The sequence below is a fragment of the Christiangramia forsetii KT0803 genome, from assembly GCF_000060345.1.
Classification (GTDB): Bacteria; Bacteroidota; Bacteroidia; order Flavobacteriales; family Flavobacteriaceae; genus Christiangramia; species Christiangramia forsetii.
In genome coordinates, this window is record NC_008571.1 from 1,162,563 (window position 1) to 1,178,797 (window position 16,235).

The 16,235-nt window shown below is 35.6% G+C and carries 18 protein-coding genes; 10 read left to right on the forward strand and 8 right to left on the reverse strand.

All coding sequences use genetic code 11. The features are described from left to right. The first annotated feature begins 12 nt into the window (after positions 1–12). Complete coding sequence (locus GFO_RS05130) at positions 13–642, forward strand: DUF4252 domain-containing protein (RefSeq protein ID WP_011708984.1); 630 nt, start codon at positions 13–15, stop codon at positions 640–642. A 49-nt stretch (positions 643–691) separates the two neighbouring features. Here GFO_RS05130 and purB read toward each other — a convergent pair whose 3' ends face one another. The 3 genes from purB to GFO_RS05145 are packed head-to-tail and all read right to left on the reverse strand — an operon-like array spanning position 692 to position 3,314. Further along, entirely contained in the window at positions 692–2,029 is a 1,338-nt protein-coding gene (gene purB / locus GFO_RS05135; RefSeq protein ID WP_011708985.1) for an adenylosuccinate lyase, read from the reverse strand. A gap of 56 nt (positions 2,030–2,085) precedes the next feature. After that, positions 2,086–2,631, reverse strand: a complete 546-nt coding sequence (locus GFO_RS05140; RefSeq protein WP_011708986.1) for a hypothetical protein — start codon at positions 2,629–2,631, stop codon at positions 2,086–2,088. Between the two features lie 2 nt (positions 2,632–2,633). After that, a complete protein-coding gene (locus tag GFO_RS05145) occupies positions 2,634–3,314 on the reverse strand; it encodes an SIR2 family NAD-dependent protein deacylase (RefSeq protein WP_011708987.1) in 681 nt (226 codons plus the stop codon). Between the two features lie 202 nt (positions 3,315–3,516). On the opposite strand from GFO_RS05145, the gene GFO_RS05150 reads away from it, so the two are divergent. The 3 genes from GFO_RS05150 to GFO_RS05160 all read left to right on the forward strand — a co-directional run bounded on the left by GFO_RS05150 (position 3,517) and on the right by GFO_RS05160 (position 5,629). After that, the gene (locus tag GFO_RS05150) at positions 3,517–4,344 is read left to right on the forward strand and encodes a CHRD domain-containing protein (RefSeq protein ID WP_011708988.1); all 828 of its coding nucleotides are present in this window, start codon (positions 3,517–3,519) and stop codon (positions 4,342–4,344) included. Between the two features lie 64 nt (positions 4,345–4,408). Then, positions 4,409–5,062: a TrmH family RNA methyltransferase gene (locus GFO_RS05155; protein ID WP_011708989.1), complete on the forward strand. Its 654-nt coding sequence runs from the start codon at positions 4,409–4,411 to the stop codon at positions 5,060–5,062. A 36-nt stretch (positions 5,063–5,098) separates the two neighbouring features. Further along, a complete protein-coding gene (locus tag GFO_RS05160) occupies positions 5,099–5,629 on the forward strand; it encodes an SRPBCC family protein (RefSeq protein ID WP_011708990.1) in 531 nt (176 codons plus the stop codon). Here the strand turns inward: GFO_RS05160 and GFO_RS05165 are convergent. From GFO_RS05165 to rlmH, 4 genes are all read right to left on the reverse strand, one after another. Continuing rightward, complete coding sequence (locus GFO_RS05165; protein ID WP_011708991.1) at positions 5,626–6,378, reverse strand: carboxypeptidase-like regulatory domain-containing protein; 753 nt, start codon at positions 6,376–6,378, stop codon at positions 5,626–5,628. The two genes, GFO_RS05160 and GFO_RS05165, sit on opposite strands and share 4 nt — an antisense overlap. A gap of 87 nt (positions 6,379–6,465) precedes the next feature. Beyond that, entirely contained in the window at positions 6,466–8,259 is a 1,794-nt protein-coding gene (locus GFO_RS05170; protein ID WP_011708992.1) for a DEAD/DEAH box helicase, read from the reverse strand. Positions 8,260–8,465: 206 nt separating this feature from the next. Beyond that, entirely contained in the window at positions 8,466–9,038 is a 573-nt protein-coding gene (locus GFO_RS05175) for a non-canonical purine NTP diphosphatase (protein ID WP_011708993.1), read from the reverse strand. A gap of 9 nt (positions 9,039–9,047) precedes the next feature. Continuing rightward, a complete protein-coding gene (gene rlmH / locus GFO_RS05180; RefSeq protein WP_011708994.1) occupies positions 9,048–9,521 on the reverse strand; it encodes a 23S rRNA (pseudouridine(1915)-N(3))-methyltransferase RlmH in 474 nt (157 codons plus the stop codon). A 51-nt stretch (positions 9,522–9,572) separates the two neighbouring features. Between rlmH and nadC the strand changes: the two genes are divergently transcribed. The 5 genes from nadC to priA all read left to right on the forward strand — a co-directional run bounded on the left by nadC (position 9,573) and on the right by priA (position 14,967). After that, positions 9,573–10,430, forward strand: a complete 858-nt coding sequence (gene nadC, locus GFO_RS05185) for a carboxylating nicotinate-nucleotide diphosphorylase (protein ID WP_011708995.1) — start codon at positions 9,573–9,575, stop codon at positions 10,428–10,430. Position 10,431: 1 nt separating this feature from the next. Beyond that, positions 10,432–11,355, forward strand: coding sequence for a YihY/virulence factor BrkB family protein (locus GFO_RS05190; RefSeq protein WP_011708996.1), 924 nt, complete (start codon positions 10,432–10,434; stop codon positions 11,353–11,355). A 27-nt stretch (positions 11,356–11,382) separates the two neighbouring features. Further along, positions 11,383–11,943: a chalcone isomerase family protein gene (locus GFO_RS05195; RefSeq protein WP_011708997.1), complete on the forward strand. Its 561-nt coding sequence runs from the start codon at positions 11,383–11,385 to the stop codon at positions 11,941–11,943. A gap of 1 nt (position 11,944) precedes the next feature. Continuing rightward, on the forward strand, positions 11,945–12,370 hold the full coding sequence (locus GFO_RS05200; protein WP_011708998.1) for a DUF2147 domain-containing protein: 426 nt from the start codon (positions 11,945–11,947) through the stop codon (positions 12,368–12,370). 143 nt (positions 12,371–12,513) lie between these two features. Then, positions 12,514–14,967 carry a replication restart helicase PriA gene (priA, locus tag GFO_RS05205; protein WP_011708999.1) on the forward strand — a complete coding sequence of 818 codons (2,454 nt, stop codon included), beginning with the start codon at positions 12,514–12,516 and terminating at the stop codon, positions 14,965–14,967. A gap of 50 nt (positions 14,968–15,017) precedes the next feature. Here priA and GFO_RS05210 read toward each other — a convergent pair whose 3' ends face one another. Then, positions 15,018–15,731 carry a LytR/AlgR family response regulator transcription factor gene (locus GFO_RS05210; RefSeq protein ID WP_011709000.1) on the reverse strand — a complete coding sequence of 238 codons (714 nt, stop codon included), beginning with the start codon at positions 15,729–15,731 and terminating at the stop codon, positions 15,018–15,020. Between the two features lie 163 nt (positions 15,732–15,894). On the opposite strand from GFO_RS05210, the gene rpsF reads away from it, so the two are divergent. Next, the gene (gene rpsF, locus GFO_RS05215; RefSeq protein ID WP_011709001.1) at positions 15,895–16,233 is read left to right on the forward strand and encodes a 30S ribosomal protein S6; all 339 of its coding nucleotides are present in this window, start codon (positions 15,895–15,897) and stop codon (positions 16,231–16,233) included. Positions 16,234–16,235: the final 2 nt, after the last annotated feature.

Genomic DNA, 16,235 nt, shown 5'->3' on the forward strand with positions numbered 1-16,235 from the left:
ATAACAAAACAGATGAAATCATTTAAATTTTTATTCGCAATACTATTTATGGCTGTTCTAGCTTCCTGTAATAATGAGCAGTCACTTCAAAAGTATTATGTGGAGAATCAGGAAGACACAGATTTTCTCGCTTTAGACATCCCTACGAGTATGTTTGCGAATAGTTCTTCACTCGAGGTTGAGGAGAAAGAGACTATGGAGAGCATTAAAAAGATCAATGTTTTAGCTCTGAAAAAAGAAGAAGATCCTGACAAATTTGAAGAGGAGAAAGTGAAACTGGACAAAATCTTTAAAGATGAGAAATACCAGTTGTTAATGAAGTACGGTGGCGGAAATAGAAAAGCTGCTCTCTATTTTACCGGGAAGGAAGATGCTATAGACGAATTAATTGTGTACGGATATGATGATGAGAAGGGGCTAGGGGTCGCAAGAGTTTTAGGAGAGAATATGAATCCTCAAAAGATCATGGAGCTTATGAAATCCCTGGATGGTGATGATATAAATGTAGAAGGAATTAAAGACCTTAGTGAGATTTTTGGAAATTCTTCTAAAGAAAAGGATTCTATTAGAATTGAGAGCAAAATTGAAATTGGAGATAAAGCAGAAGATGCTTTAAAAAAAAATGATACTACTAAAATGTAGTATTTAATTAGTTGAAAAAGAAAAGCCCCGATTTCGGGGCTTTTCTTATTTATATTCCTGTATAATTTTGAGGAGTAATCTTATGAAGCTCCTTCTTTATATCGTCTGATACATCCAGTTGATCAATAAATTCCTGCATGCTTTTTTCTGTAATTCTTTCATTGGTTCTGGTCAAGCCCTTTAAAGCTTCATACGGATTTTTGTAACCTTCCCTTCTTAAAATGGTTTGAATTGCCTCAGCAACTACTGCCCAGTTGTTTTCAAGATCCTCATTCAACTTTTCTTTATTTAATAAAAGCTTATTCAAGCCTTTTAAAGTAGATTTAAAAGCGATAATAGTGTGACCAACAGGCACTCCAATGTTCCTTAAAACGGTACTATCTGTTAGATCACGCTGCAATCTGCTTACAGGAAGTTTGGCTGCCAGGTGTTCAAAGATCGCATTAGCAATTCCCAGGTTACCTTCACTATTTTCAAAATCAATAGGATTTACCTTATGTGGCATTGCAGATGAACCTATTTCCCCTTTTTTTATCTTTTGTTTAAAATAATCCATAGAGACATAAGTCCAGATATCTCGATCCAGATCTAATAAAATAGTATTGATTCTTTTTAAAGCATCAAACAAAGCTGCGGTATGATCGTAATGTTCAATTTGGGTAGTAGGAAAAGAATGATGTAAACCCAGTTTCTTTTCAACAAAATTGCTGCCGAATTTTTTCCAGTCGGTATCGGGGTAAGCCACTTTGTGAGCGTTATAATTTCCTGTAGCACCACCAAATTTAGCTGCGTGTGGTACCTGGTTCAAAAGTTTAATTTGCTCCTTCAGTCTTATTGCAAATACTTTAATCTCTTTACCCAGACGAGTAGGGGAAGCCGGCTGACCATGTGTCCTGGCTAAAAGAGGAATATCTTTCCATTCAGAAGCAAGAGATTCTAATTTCTCAACAACCTCGTTAATAGAAGGCATATAAACTTCCTCAATAGCCTCTTTTAGGCTCAAAGGAATAGCCGTGTTATTGATGTCCTGAGAAGTAAGACCAAAATGTATAAATTCCTTGGAAGTTTCCATTCCAAGTTTATCGAACTCTTCTTTAAGAAAGTATTCTACGGCCTTCACATCATGATTAGTGATCTTTTCAATCTTTTTTATTGCTTGTGCATCAAGCGGAGTGAAATTCTTATACAACTCCCTTAATTTTTTGAAGTTTTCGGTGTCAACATCTTGTAGTTGAGGTAGCTTTTCTTCGTATAGAGCTATGAAATATTCAACTTCAACAAGAATTCGGTATTTTATAAGGGCTTCTTCACTAAAATAGGCTGAAAGTTTTTCGATTTTAGACCTGTATCGACCATCTATAGGTGAAATTGCAGAAAGGGATGTCATCTTTTACTTTTAAAAATTAAAGTCGTAAAGATACCGCTTCAAATTTTACTAAAAAACTACTCTCTCAATTTCCTTAAAATCTTTATGGCTCTGGGTTTAAATCCTTGGGAAGAATTTGGGAATTCCTTTTCAATGACGCCTATAAGTTCTTGAGCAATCCAGTGTTCTTCCATTTTTAGATCATAAATGTTTTGCATGGAAAATACTTTGACCGCAGTTTTCTCAATGGAGATCAACCAAAGGAATGAGAGTTCTATGATCTCTTTTTTTAATTCTGAAGTTAATTTAAACCCAGAAATTTTATTTGAATTCTCTTTAATAGCAAAACCATAGATCTTTGCAAGACATCTCCTTGAAGATGAATCAGAATATAATTTTCCCGAATGGATTAGTTCCGGGATGAATTTATGAATAATCTCAAAATGGCTTTGTGCTAGAACTTCAATGGCTCTCAACGCTAGAAGAGCGAGCTTACTTTCATTTTTATTGATAAAAACGATTAATTCATCAAGAAGATCCTGATTTTCCAGGATTAAATTAGCTGCAAATCTTCTCTCTGCAATACTAAGATCCATATTAAGTAAAAGCTTTTCACCATTCATTTTTACTCATTTAAAAGTCTTTCTATAAGTTCAGGAACACCTTTTACTGCTGTTTTCTTTATAATCTCCAGGTTTTTGCTTTCAGAAATATTTGGTTTGGGATCTATAAAATAAATTGGGGAAGACCGTGGAACAAAATCAACAAGTCCGGCAGCCGGATATACCTGCATCGAGGTGCCAATCACGATCACAATATCGGCAGTTTCAGCGATCTCTGCAGCCTTTTGAAACATTGGTACAGCTTCACCAAACCAAACTACATGTGGCCTTAACTGAAAATTATGCTCGCAAAAGTCACCAACCTTTATATCTTTTTTCCAGTCCATTACAAGATTCTCATCAAAACTGCTTCTGGCTTTAAGTAATTCACCATGGAGATGGGTAACCTTCGAACTTCCTGCTCTTTCGTGAAGATCATCAATATTTTGGGTGATAATCTGGACGTCATAAGCTTGTTGAAGCTTGACTAAAGCCTGATGTGCGGCATTGGGTTTTACCTGTAGTAACTGTTTTCTTCGTTGATTGTAAAAATCAAGAACCAGCTCAATATTATTTTTCCAGCCCAGCGGAGAAGCTACTTCCATCACATCATGCCCCTCCCACAATCCATTTTCATCCCTGAAAGTTTTAATACCACTTTCAGCGCTAATTCCGGCTCCGGTAAGTACAACTATTCTTTTCATGCTTTTATTTTAGCCTTAATATATTCAAATTGAACAGTCTTGTAGTCTTAAAAATTAAATTTAAGTTAAAATAATATATCATGCATTTGGCTGCCAGTACTCTACAGAAAATAGTTTTATTCAGTTAAAAATTGACGCAACGATTTGCAACTTCTCCCATCTTAGGATTGAATTAAATATAAAACTCAAAATTATTTTTAGAATGAAGAAGTTTGGTTTATTAGTATTATCAGTAATTGCCTTTGTAGGATGTGATAGTGATGATGACACACCCATTGATCCACCATTTGAAGGAGAAACCAAAGAGTTTCAACTTTCTGAAATTTCAGACTCTGGAGTTTCCGGTACGGCAACATTTACAGAGCTGGAAGACAATTCTGTATTATTGGAATTAGAGGTTGAAGGTACCGAGGCAGGTGATTCACATCCGGCGCATATTCATTTTAACTCAGCAGCAGAAGGAGGGGATATTGCTATTTCTCTTGAACCTGTAGATGGTGAGACAGGTATAAGTGCCACTGAAATTTCAAGCCTTGATGATGGAACCCAAATTGACTTTGAGACTTTGGTGAGCTTTGACGGATATATAAATATCCATAACAGCGCAGAGGATCTTGATACACTTCTTGCACAGGGAGATATCGGAGAAAATGAACTTACCGGAGAGTCTGTAAGTTATGAGCTCGCTACAAAAGATGTTGAAGGGATTAGCGGAACTGCTACATTTCTTGAAAGAGCGAATGGTGAAGCTTTAGTGGTCTTAGATCTTGAAGGAACTGAAGAAGGGAATACACATCCGGCACATATACACATGGGAGCTGTAGCCGATGCACCGGGCGACATAGCTGTTACCTTGACTTCTGTTGAAGGTGCTTCAGGGATGAGTATGAGCAATATTTCTGAAACTGATGCGGAAGAAAGTATTTCTTACGAAGATCTTATCGCTTATGACGGTTACATAAATGTACACCAAAGTGCAGAGGATCTAGAAACACTTATCGCTCAGGGAAATATTGGATCTAATCAGTAAGAATTCAAATTTTCATAGATAAAAGCCCGACTTTAAGTTGGGCTTTTTTAATTTTAGCTTTCTTATGAACGATAAAAATACTTTAGATCATTTACAGAGTTTTTTAACTCCCAGAAGAAAAGCTTTATTCGAAAAGGTTCTGGCGCAACGCACAGATCATTTAACTGTAGTTGCGCAGGATGTTTATCAATTACATAATACCAGTGCGGTGGTTAGAAGCTGTGATGTATTCGGGATTCAGAATATCCACGTGATCGAGGAGAAAATTCCACGAAGAATAGATAAGGAAATCGCAATGGGAGCTCAGAAATGGGTAGATATTAACAGGTATACTTCTACCACGACCTGTTTAAAAAACTTGAAGAAGAAAGGTTATCGCATTGTCGCTACCAGTCCGCATGACGATTCCCAGTTACTGGAAGATTTTGATATTTCTACTCCGGCAGCTCTTTTTTTCGGAACTGAAAAAGACGGGTTGTCTGAAGAAGTTATGAGAGAAGCGGATGCTACTGTTAAAATACCTATGGTTGGATTTACCGAAAGTTTGAATATTTCAGTTTCAGCGGCTATTATATTACAAAGCTTAACCACTAAACTGAGGAAGTCAGGTGTCGAATGGCAATTTTCAGAAGAAGAAAAAAATCTAATCAGAATGAACTGGACTAAAAAAACAGTAAAAAATTCAGAAGAGATCATTGAACACTTCTTGAATCAGTAAATATTTGTAACTTTTAATCGCCTTTAAAGCTATTCCATGACTCTGTTTTTTTATTTAATAATTGCGCTTATAACTTTTTTTGCATTTTTGCATGCCTGGGTCAAGAAGGATTATGATGTGAGTAGAACAGTGGTGATAAAAAAACCCAGAGAAGAGGTTTTTACTTTCGTAAGACAGCTTAAAAATCAGCCTTTATGGAATCCCTGGTTTCAAAGAGACTCGAATGCTATAATGAAATATAAGGGTAACGACGGGAAGGTTGGTTCTAGTTTTTATTGGAAAGGAAACAGTAAGGTAGGCGAGGGGATTCAACGAGTTACAAAAGCCAAACAGGGCAGAGTATACGAAACTAAAATTCTATTTGTAAAGCCGGTAAAAGTTAATGCTTTGACTTATATAGGTGTAAAAGAGTTAGAAGCTGAAAAAACAAAAATGGTGTGGGGTACCAAAGGGCATTTGGCATTTCCGTTAACAATTATAAGTATATTTTATTCTCCTGAAAAAGCGCTGGGTGAAAATTTTGATCAGGGTTTAAAAGACTTAAAAAAGCTATTAGAATCCCGCTAATTTTTCTGAAGTACTTTATATTCTTCGTAGCAACTATTTATGGCATCCAGAATCTGGAGATCATTTGCAGTTTTCATGAAATCTTCTGAATAATTGCAATTATTAAGAATCTCATCTATTTCGGCTCTATTTACCTGTAGCAGGGCCATTAATGTTTCCCGGTCAAATTTATTTCTAAGGAGATCTCTAATATTATCATCCTTTTTCATTTGCCTAAGTTTTCTCATTTGCTTAGGTCTCGTTCCAAAAATATTATAAACCAGGTCTGCAGGATTAGATAAAGACCTCAAAGCTTTTGTAACTGCATTTGGAGAGCCATCACCACCTTCGTAGCCGCTATTTAACCCGGAAATACTATATCTGTAATTATCATAGATAGGTATGTTCTTTGCGTCAATTTCCAGGTATCCAGTAAGTTTTACAGAGTTCACGGTCACTTCTTCAAGTGCAAAACCTAATTCGGTCATCTTTACTTTTACATTACCATACTTTAACCAGTCGTTCGTCACTCGAACTCGAATAGATCTAAAACCTAAGTAAGAGAAATATAAGGTATCGTTTACAGTTGCCTGTAATTCGAATCCTCCATCTTCTTTGGTGACTGCACCCTTCACCTGGTTTAGATTTACAATATGCACATTCTCAATAGGCTTGTCGTTTGCAGCATTCATGACAGTTCCCGAAACGATATCCTGTGCAGATGCGTAGCCTGTTAACAGGAGGAAAAATAGTAGTAAAGTGTTTTTCATAACAATCGGGGCTAAAAATATAAAATCCTTATAAAAAACAATGCCAAACTTATGGATTTAAGTTTGGCATCTATTAAATTATTTTAATTAAGCTTTAGATCTTCTCCTTTTTACAGAATTATCAATATTTTTATTTCGGCTTCCTTTTCTTGGACCTTTTTTATCGTTGTTTCTGTCTGATCTCCTTTTTCCGCTGAATTTTCCACCTTTATTATCGTCGTAGCTTTTAGAGTTTCTTCTTCCTCCGCCGCCACCGCGTTCTTTTCTTCGGCCTCCACCTCTTTCAGATTTTTGATCTTTAGTAACTTCAACGTTAACGAATCTACCGTTATGATTAAATTCGCTAAAAGTCTTCAGAATAAGATCTGTATGCTGCTCATCGGTATTAAAGAAAGAGAAGCTGGCTTTTACATCAACTTTAAATACATCATCTCTACCAAGATCCAACTGTTCCTTAAGAAAATCTTTCAGGCTCATCCAGTCAAACCCATCTTTAGATCCAATATTGATGAAATATCTCGTGTTCCCTTCAGAAACAGGAGGTCTTCCCCCAACAGATTCTGCACTTAGATCTGGAGCTTTTTCGTAATAATTAAAGAAACGGGTAAATTCTACAGAAAAGAATTTTTTGATCAATTCTTCTTTAGTGAAATCTTCCAGCGCTTCATTTATCGTTGGTAAATAAGGATCAATATCGTGATTGATCTCTGTTTTCTTGATATCATTCGCTAAATGGAAAAGCTGAGTTTTACAAATCTCTTTTCCGTCTGGAATAGTTTTTTCTTCAAATTTTTGCTGAATGATCTTTTCAACAGTTCTGATCTTACGAACTTCACTTTTTGAAATGATCACCATAGAAACACCTTGCTTACCGGCTCTACCAGTTCTACCACTACGGTGAGTGTAGGTTTCTATTTCATCAGGTAATTGATAATTGATTACGTGAGTAATATCATCTACATCAATACCACGAGCAGCTACATCTGTAGCCACAAGCATCTGGATCTGGCGGCTTCTGAAACTCTTCATTACCAAATCACGCTGATTCTGACTTAGATCTCCGTGAAGTGCCGCTGCATTGTATCCATCTTCAATAAGCTTTTCAGCAACCTTTTGAGTGTCTCTTTTTGTTCTACAGAATATTACTGAGAATATCTCCGGATTAGCATCTGCAAGCCTTTTTAAGGCATCGTATCTGTTACGGTGATTCACCAGGTAATACTCGTGAGAAACGTTAGAGGTTCCTTTGTTCTTAGACCCTACAGTTATTTCAATAGGATCTGTCATGAATTTTTTGGCAATCTTAGCAACCTCCTTAGGCATAGTTGCAGAGAATAACCATGTTTTCTTTTCCTTAGGAGTATGAGAAAGAATGGTTTTAATATCCTCATAGAATCCCATGTTCAGCATCTCATCAGCCTCATCAAGGACACAATACCCGATAGAGGAAATGTTAGCTAACCTTCTTCTAATCATATCCTGCATTCTACCTGGAGTAGCTACAATAATTTGAGCTCCTCTTTCAATAGATCTAGCTTGATCTGTTATACTGGCGCCACCGTAAACGGCAACTACATTTAAAGATTTTTTATACTTTGAGTAATTCTTGATCTCGTTAGTGATCTGTAAACAAAGCTCTCTGGTAGGAGAAAGGATTAACGCCTGAGTCTTTTTAGAATTGGCATCAATTTTTTGAATTAGCGGGAAACCAAAAGCAGCAGTTTTACCTGTTCCGGTTTGTGCTAAAGAAACAAGATCTGTTTCTTTTTCTAATAAAATTGGGATTGATTTTTCCTGTACTTCACTTGGGGTTTCAAATCCCATGTCTTCGATGGCCTTAAGCAAGTCTGCGTCAAGTCCAAGTTTTTGGAATGCGTTCATTCGTTTTATGTAAGTATTCGATTATGATATGTAAGTGTTACATAAGAAGCGAATCGACATACTTAAAACCTAAACTTCTAGCAACACATCCTCACCCTGAGGAATTTCAAGCGGCAAATATAGTCTTTTATTTTGATTATGTATAAAATTATTTAAGTATTTGAAAATCAGTGTTTTTTGGGTAATTTCATATTTGCTAAGATTGATTACTTAGATAAATACTCCATCAATTCTCTAAATGCGATACCGCGATGACTAATTTTAGACTTTTCAGTAAGCTCCATTTCAGCAAAACTACTTTCAAATCCGTTTGGAAGAAAAATTGGGTCGTAGCCAAAACCTTTAGTACCAGTTTTCTCCTCTAAAATTTCACCTTCACAAATCCCGGTGAAAAGATTTTGATTTCCTTTTAAATTAAGAGCTATCACTGTTTTAAAGCGTGCGGTTCTATCGTCACGTTTTTTGAGCTGCTCTAATAACTTCTCTATATTGGCTTCATCATTTTTTTCGTCACCCGCATATCGGGCAGAATAAACTCCGGGAGCACCGGCAAGCGAATGTACTTCAAGCCCCGTATCATCAGCAAAGCAATCGTAGCCATAGTGGTTTCTAACGTAATCTGCTTTTATCATGGCATTTTCATCAATAGTATCACCGGTTTCTTCTATATCTTCATTACAGTTGATATCTGAAAGTGAAAGAAGTTCAATATGCTTGGGGACAAGACTTTTAATTTCCCTGAATTTATTCGGATTATGAGTTGCAAAAACTAATTTCATATTGCTGGATTATCTATGATGGTAAGGTTCATTTTTTAATATAGTGAATGCCCTGTATAATTGTTCAGTAAAGAATAATCTCACCATTTGATGCGAAAATGTCATTTTTGATAGCGAAATCTTTGAATCGGCTCTTTTATATACTTCTTCTGAAAAGCCATACGGCCCTCCAATGACGAATATCAGTCTTTTCAATCCTGTATTCATTCGTTTTTGAATATATTCTGAAAAGCTTTCCGAAGAGAATTGTTTTCCGTTTTCATCAAGCAATACAACGAAATCTGAATTTTGAACTCCAGAAAGGATTAATTCACCTTCTTTTGATTTCTGCTGATTTTCATCCAGATTTTTGGTCTTTTTTAGATCCGGAATTATCTCAAACTCAAACTTTATATAATGCTGAAGCCTATCTGAATAGATTTTTATCAACGCTTCCAGCTCTTTTTTATCTGTTTTTCCAATACAGACTAATTTTATGGTCATCCCGTGATTTTAGTACAGACTTTACTACATTTACAAAAATAAGCAGAGAAAATGATCTCACCGGAACAATTTGAAAAAGAAATTGATTTAATTATAAAAAATGCGATAAGGGAAGATATAGGTGATGGTGATCATAGCTCCCTCGCCTGTATTCCCAAAAGTGCGATTGGAAAAGCCAAATTACTGGTAAAAGACCAGGGAGTTTTGGCAGGTATAGAATTTGCTAAGAAAGTTTTTCAATACGTAGATCCAGACCTTAAGATCAATCTCAAAATGAAGGATGGTGATTTGATAAGAAAAGGTGATATCGCTTTTTATGTGGAAGGCTCTTCACAGTCTATATTAAAGTCTGAAAGACTGGTTTTAAATGCGATGCAGCGTATGAGTGCTATTGCCACTAAAACAGCAGAATTCGTTCAGAAATTAGAAGGTACAAAAACTAAAATTCTTGATACTCGTAAAACGACTCCTGGAATTAGAGCCATTGAAAAATGGGCTGTAAAGATAGGAGGAGGAGAGAATCATCGTTTTGCGTTGTATGATATGATTATGCTTAAAGACAATCATATAGATTTTGCAGGAGGTATAACCAAAGCAATAGATAAAACAAAAACTTATTTAAAGGAGAAGAACCTGGATCTTAAAATTATTGTGGAGGCCAGAAATATCCAGGAAATTAAAGAGATTTTAAGATCTGATGGAATTTATCGAATCTTAATAGATAATTTCAATTATGAAGAAACCCGACAGGCCGTTGATCTTATCAATGGGAAATGTTTTACAGAATCTAGTGGTGGTATTACATTGGAAACCGCTAAAAATTATGCTGAATGTGGCGTAGATTTTATTTCCAGCGGAGCGCTTACACATTCTGTATATAATCTCGACCTGAGCTTAAAAGCCGTATAATATGGCCCCGGAAAAAGCGACTAAATCTAAACTCAGTGAAATTTCTGATTGGTGGAAAAAAAAGTCCAAGAAGATTATATTGCCGGGTCTAGAAGGATTGTCGCTTTATAATTTATGGATCATCTACTGGGGTGGTATTGTCAGAGGGACTTTTTCTACCAGGGCAAGTTCTATCGCTTTCAGTTTTTTTATGGCCATCTTCCCTTTTCTATTATTTGTTCTTAACCTTATTCCATACATCACTTTTATTGATGATTTTCAAATAGAATTTCTCCTTTTCATGGATACATTGTTACCACCGGAAACTTCAGATTTCTTTGGTAATATTTTCGAGGATATTGCAAGCACCCCCAGGGGAGGTTTATTATCTGTAGCATTTATATTATCCATTTTTTTAATGACCAATGGGATTAATGCGATATTTACAGGTTTTGAATTTAGTTATCATACCAAAACAAACCGTTCTATCCCGCGGCAATATGCTGTAGCAGTGGGGGTTTCGCTTATATTGGCACTGTTGTTGCTAATATCTGTGGTAGGTGCGGTTTATATTACTTATGCCATAGACGACCTAAGTAATTTGGGATTGGTAAATGCCGATGGTGTAGGAGCCAGGCTTATTAACTATATAGGATTTGTGATACTAATATATACGGCGGTAGCGATTTTATATTATTTTGGAACCAGGGAAGCGAGGCAGGCAAAGTTCTTTTCAGTAGGTGCTTTATTTACCACGATACTTATAATGATAACCACAGTTTTGTTTAGTATTTATATTACGAACTTTTCAAATTATAATGAATTATACGGTTCTATTGGGGCATTATTAATTTTAATGTTTTATATATGGCTCAATTCCAATATGTTACTTTTAGGTTTTGAACTTAATGCATCTTTAATAAAACTGAAGAAAAATTTTAAATAACTTTAATCCAATTAAAATCAAATTTCTATGAAAAAATTAGTCTTTACAATGATTGCCATTATGAGTATTGGCCTTATGTCTGCTCAAACTAAAGTTGGTGGAGTTAACCTGCCAGATACTGAAACCTATCAAGAGCAAACTCTTAATTTAAATGGGGCAGGGGTTAGAGAGAAATTATGGATAGATCTTTATGCCGGGGGACTTTATCTTTCGAAAAAATCTTCAAATGCTTCTGAAATTGTTTCTGCAAACGAAGCTATGAGTATTAAACTTCATATTGTTTCGAAATTAATTACCAGTGATAAAATGATTGATGCTGTGAATGAAGGTTTTGAGAATTCTACTTCAGGTAATACCAAGCCTTTAGCTTCTAAGATTGAAAAATTCAGAAGTTTCTTTTCAGCTGAAATTAAGAAAAACGATGTGTTCGATATCGTTTATATACCTGAAACCGGTGTAACAGCTTATAAAAACGATAAGGAATTAGGAACTATCGAAGGGATGGATTTCAAAAAAGCCTTGTTTGGAATTTGGTTATCTAATAGACCGGCAGATGACGATCTTAAAGAGGCTATGCTAGGGAAGTAGTATGAAAACAGCGATATTTATTCTTCTTTTTATTGGTGTTTTTCTGCCTGTTCAGTCACAGGAAGAGGTGGTTGGAAGATGGGAAAATACGAACGAAGATGGGAAAGTGAATTCCATAATTAAGATCTATGAAAAAAATGGTGAGATTTACGGTAAAGTAGATCGAATAATGAAAGAAGAGGATCGCAATCGCGTTTGTACTAAATGTGAGGGTGAGTTGAAAAATGTGCCTATTGAAGGAATGGAGTTGATGAAAGGATTTAAGAAAGACGGTGATGAGTTTGTGGGGGGAACCATTGTAGATCCTAAAAATGGAAAGGAATACCGATCTAAGATTTGGCTGGACGAAGACAATCCAGATCTTTTAAAGATTCGCGGATATATTTCATTTTTTTATAGAACGAAAACATGGCGCAGAGCTGAATAATATTTTCAGAAAATTAAAAGCTGCTTTTAAAGTTTCAGTTTACTTTTAAAAAACTAAAGATTCTTAATATTTTTGAATTCTATAGTTTGAAGTAAGTTGCTTTATAAGCAGCTTTTTCTATTATATAAACCAATAAGTTTTACATGCCTTATTTCGCTGATCTTATCCTGCCTTTACCTCTTGAAAACCGCTTTACCTATAGCCTTTCTCAGGAAGAAGCTGAATTTATCCAGCCGGGAATGAGGTTAGCTGTTCAGTTTGGTAAAAGCAGAATATATACAGGGATTGTCGCAGAAATCCACCAAAATCCACCCACAATATATGAAGCAAAACCAATACATCAGATCCTTGATAAGAAACCATTATTAACCAAAGAACAACTTGCTTTTTGGAAATGGATTGCAAGCTATTATTTATGTGCTGAGGGAGATGTAATGCGGGCTGCTTTGCCTGGGGCATTTTTACTGGAAAGCGAGAGTATCGTGAAGCTTTCGAAAGATACCGAAATAGAAAACGAAGTTTTAACTGATGATGAATACCTGGTTGTTGAAGCCTTGCAGCGACAATCATCGATGAAGATTCAAGAGGTAGAGCAATTACTGGATCGTAAAAAAGTATTACCGGTTATAAATAATCTGGTAGCGAAGAATCTGGTAGCTTTAAATCAGGAGATCTACGAACAATTCAAACCTAAGCAAGTAAGATATATAAAACTGAATTCGATTTACGAAGCTGAAGTTGAAATGCATCAGCTTCTGGACGATCTCTCAAGAGCACCAAAACAAAGAGAAATTGTATTGTCTTATTTTTCAATTTCAGCTCATTCAAAGAAGCCTCTCAAGGTAAAAGAGTTATTAAATGCTTCCGGAGCCAGTAATACGGTTTTAAAGAGCCTTATTGATAAGAAAATTTTTGAAGAATACTATGAAGAGACAGATAGGGTCGTTTTTTCAGGAGAAATCAATCAACATGAAATAATTCTCAATAAAATTCAGCAAAAAGCATTTCAGGAACTCAAGGATAATTTTGAAGAGCGACAGGTATGCTTATTACATGGAGTTACTTCATCCGGTAAAACAGAAATCTATATCCGTTTAATTGAAGAAGCGATAAATAAAGGGAAGCAGGCTCTGTACTTGCTACCGGAGATCGCGCTTACTACACAACTAATAAAACGTCTTCAGAATTACTTTGGAGATAAAGTTTTGGTTTATCATAGTAAATACTCTGTAAATGAAAGGGTAGAGATTTATAAAAAAGTATTAGATAATTCTGAAAAAGGAAAAATAGTCATTGGAGCAAGATCCTGTATATTTCTACCGTTTCAGGATTTAGGATTGATTGTGGTAGATGAAGAACATGAGTCTACTTTTAAACAATTTGATCCGGCGCCACGCTACCACGCCAGAGATGCAGCCGTGGTATTGGCGAATATGTTTGAGGCTAACATTGTGTTAGGTTCAGCAACACCTTCTATAGAGTCTTATTTTAATGCGCAGCATAACAAATATTCCCTGGTGGAGTTGAACAGGCGCTACGGAAATGTTTTGATGCCGGAAGTTGAAGTCGTTGATATCAAGACTGCTCATCGTAAAAAGAAAATGACGGGACACTTTTCTGAAAGACTTGTTGAAGAGATCAAGGAAAGTCTTACGGAGGAGGAGCAGGTTATTTTATTTCAGAATAGAAGAGGATTTTCGCCAATTCTTGAATGCAATACTTGTGGACACTCTCCCCAATGTCCTAATTGTGATGTAAGTCTAACCTATCACAGTCATAATAACCAATTGCGTTGTCACTATTGCGGGTATCATATTGCTATGCAACTTCAGTGTATGGCTTGCGGAAGTAATGAGGTTACGACCAAAGGTTTTGGTACAGAGCAGGTGGAAACCGAATTAAAAGCTTTGTTTCCAAAATCTAAGATCGCCAGGATGGATCAGGATACGACTCGTGGAAAACATGCCTATGAAAAAATTATTCAGGCTTTTGAAAATCATGAAACCGATATTTTAATAGGAACACAGATGCTCACCAAAGGGTTGGATTTTAGGAAAGTAAGCCTGGTGGGGATAATGAATGCAGATAATCTTCTAAATTTCCCTGATTTCAGAGCTCATGAAAGAAGTTTCCAGTTAATGCTACAGGTTGCGGGAAGATCTGGGAGAACAAAGAAACGAGGTAAAGTTTTAATACAAACATACAACCCTCATCATCAAATTATTCAGCAGGTTTCAACCGGGGACTATTTAGCAATGTATAAAGAGCAGCTGGAAGATCGGTATCAATATCAATATCCGCCTTATTTCCGATTAATACGGTTAACACTAAAATGTAAGGATTATTCAAAAACTAATGAAGCAGCAGATTGGTTAGCCCGAGCTTTAGAGAATGTATTTGACCGGTACGTTCTTGGGCCAGAGTTTCCACCCGTAGCAAGAATTAGAAATGAGTACTATAAAAATATCCTGATTAAAATCCCTCAAAAGCGATCATTGGGGAAAACAAAAAATATGGTGCACCGTATTTTAAAAAGTTTTAATGCTATTGGAGCGTATAGGTCTGTAAGGGTGGTGGTAAACGTTGATCCACAATAAAAAAAGCCATCTTTAAATGGCTTTAATCTTATTATAATAGGTGTAAATATTTATTGCTGAATGGCACTTAGTGCTTCCACAAGGTTTGTTTTCTTGTGACGACTAAGTGGTAGTTTTTGCTTATCTATCTCTATATTCTTACTGTTATATCTTTCAATTTTCTCAAGATTTACAATGTAAGATTTATGGGTTCGTAAAAAGCGTTCGTTTGGTAATTGCTCTTCAAAAGACTTCATAGTCGCAAGTACAACGAAATTGTCTTTTTCAGTAACAAACTTCACATAATCACCAAGAGCCTGAATATATTTCAGTTTACCTAAAAATACTTTCCTGTTCTTTAAATTACTTTTTACAAATATAAAATCATCATCTTCCGGAACCGGGGTTTGATGTTTCAGGTTATATAAATTAACTGCTTTATTTACTGCGTTGTTAAACCTGTCTTTTGTAACGGGTTTATGAATATAATCTACCGCATCATAATCAAAAGCCTTAAATGCGTACTTGGTTTTACCGGTTACGAATATAATTTGCGGTTTATTAGGAAGATTATCCAGAAGTTCAAATCCAGATAATATTGGCATTTCTATATCCAGGAAAATTAGATCAGTTTCGGTATCCAACAAACCATTTTTAGTCTCGATAGCATTATTATATTCAGCTACCAGTTTTAAATTCGGGTGGTCTTTAATTAATTTGACGATAGATAGCCTTTGAAGGCTAGAGTCGTCTACGACAGCACATTTGAGTAAAACTTCTTCCACGATTATTTAGGTTAGTCAAGAACAATATTACTCATTAATAATAAGAAATACAAGGTAAAAACCATTTTGACCGATAATATTTGTGTTTTATCCTTGTAAATTTACTTTGAAATAACGAATAATAATTCTATTTTTGCAGCCGATTTAATATAAAATAATTTTTATGAACAATTATGAAACTGTTTTCATCTTGAATCCCGTTTTATCTGATGAGCAGATAAAGGAGACAGTTAAGAAATACGAAGATTTTCTTGTTTCTAAAGGAGCTGAGATGGTAGCTAAAGAAGATTGGGGCCTAAGAAAACTGGCTTATGCAATCCAACACAAGAAAAGTGGTTTTTATCACTTATTTGAATACAAAGCTCCTGGTGATGCAATTGAGCCGCTAGAGTTAGAATTCAGAAGAGAAGAGCGTATGATGCGTTATTTAACTGTAAAGTTAGACAAGCATGCTATCGCCTGGGCTGAAAAAAGAAGAAAACGTAACAAGGAAAAAGCGTAACC

Excerpts from the sequence above, each read along its gene's own strand:
- GFO_RS05130 (WP_011708984.1), top strand. The coding sequence starts at position 13 with ATGAAATCATTTAAATTTTTATTCGCAATACTATTTATGGCTGTTCTA.
- purB (WP_011708985.1), bottom strand. The coding sequence starts at position 2,029 with ATGACATCCCTTTCTGCAATTTCACCTATAGATGGTCGATACAGGTCT.
- GFO_RS05140 (WP_011708986.1), bottom strand. The coding sequence starts at position 2,631 with ATGAATGGTGAAAAGCTTTTACTTAATATGGATCTTAGTATTGCAGAG.
- GFO_RS05145 (WP_011708987.1), bottom strand. The coding sequence starts at position 3,314 with ATGAAAAGAATAGTTGTACTTACCGGAGCCGGAATTAGCGCTGAAAGT.
- GFO_RS05150 (WP_011708988.1), top strand. The coding sequence starts at position 3,517 with ATGAAGAAGTTTGGTTTATTAGTATTATCAGTAATTGCCTTTGTAGGA.
- GFO_RS05155 (WP_011708989.1), top strand. The coding sequence starts at position 4,409 with ATGAACGATAAAAATACTTTAGATCATTTACAGAGTTTTTTAACTCCC.
- GFO_RS05160 (WP_011708990.1), top strand. The coding sequence starts at position 5,099 with ATGACTCTGTTTTTTTATTTAATAATTGCGCTTATAACTTTTTTTGCA.
- GFO_RS05165 (WP_011708991.1), bottom strand. The coding sequence starts at position 6,378 with ATGAAAAACACTTTACTACTATTTTTCCTCCTGTTAACAGGCTACGCA.
- GFO_RS05170 (WP_011708992.1), bottom strand. The coding sequence starts at position 8,259 with ATGAACGCATTCCAAAAACTTGGACTTGACGCAGACTTGCTTAAGGCC.
- GFO_RS05175 (WP_011708993.1), bottom strand. The coding sequence starts at position 9,038 with ATGAAATTAGTTTTTGCAACTCATAATCCGAATAAATTCAGGGAAATT.
- rlmH (WP_011708994.1), bottom strand. The coding sequence starts at position 9,521 with ATGACCATAAAATTAGTCTGTATTGGAAAAACAGATAAAAAAGAGCTG.
- nadC (WP_011708995.1), top strand. The coding sequence starts at position 9,573 with ATGATCTCACCGGAACAATTTGAAAAAGAAATTGATTTAATTATAAAA.
- GFO_RS05190 (WP_011708996.1), top strand. The coding sequence starts at position 10,432 with ATGGCCCCGGAAAAAGCGACTAAATCTAAACTCAGTGAAATTTCTGAT.
- GFO_RS05195 (WP_011708997.1), top strand. The coding sequence starts at position 11,383 with ATGAAAAAATTAGTCTTTACAATGATTGCCATTATGAGTATTGGCCTT.
- GFO_RS05200 (WP_011708998.1), top strand. The coding sequence starts at position 11,945 with ATGAAAACAGCGATATTTATTCTTCTTTTTATTGGTGTTTTTCTGCCT.
- priA (WP_011708999.1), top strand. The coding sequence starts at position 12,514 with ATGCCTTATTTCGCTGATCTTATCCTGCCTTTACCTCTTGAAAACCGC.
- rpsF (WP_011709001.1), top strand. The coding sequence starts at position 15,895 with ATGAACAATTATGAAACTGTTTTCATCTTGAATCCCGTTTTATCTGAT.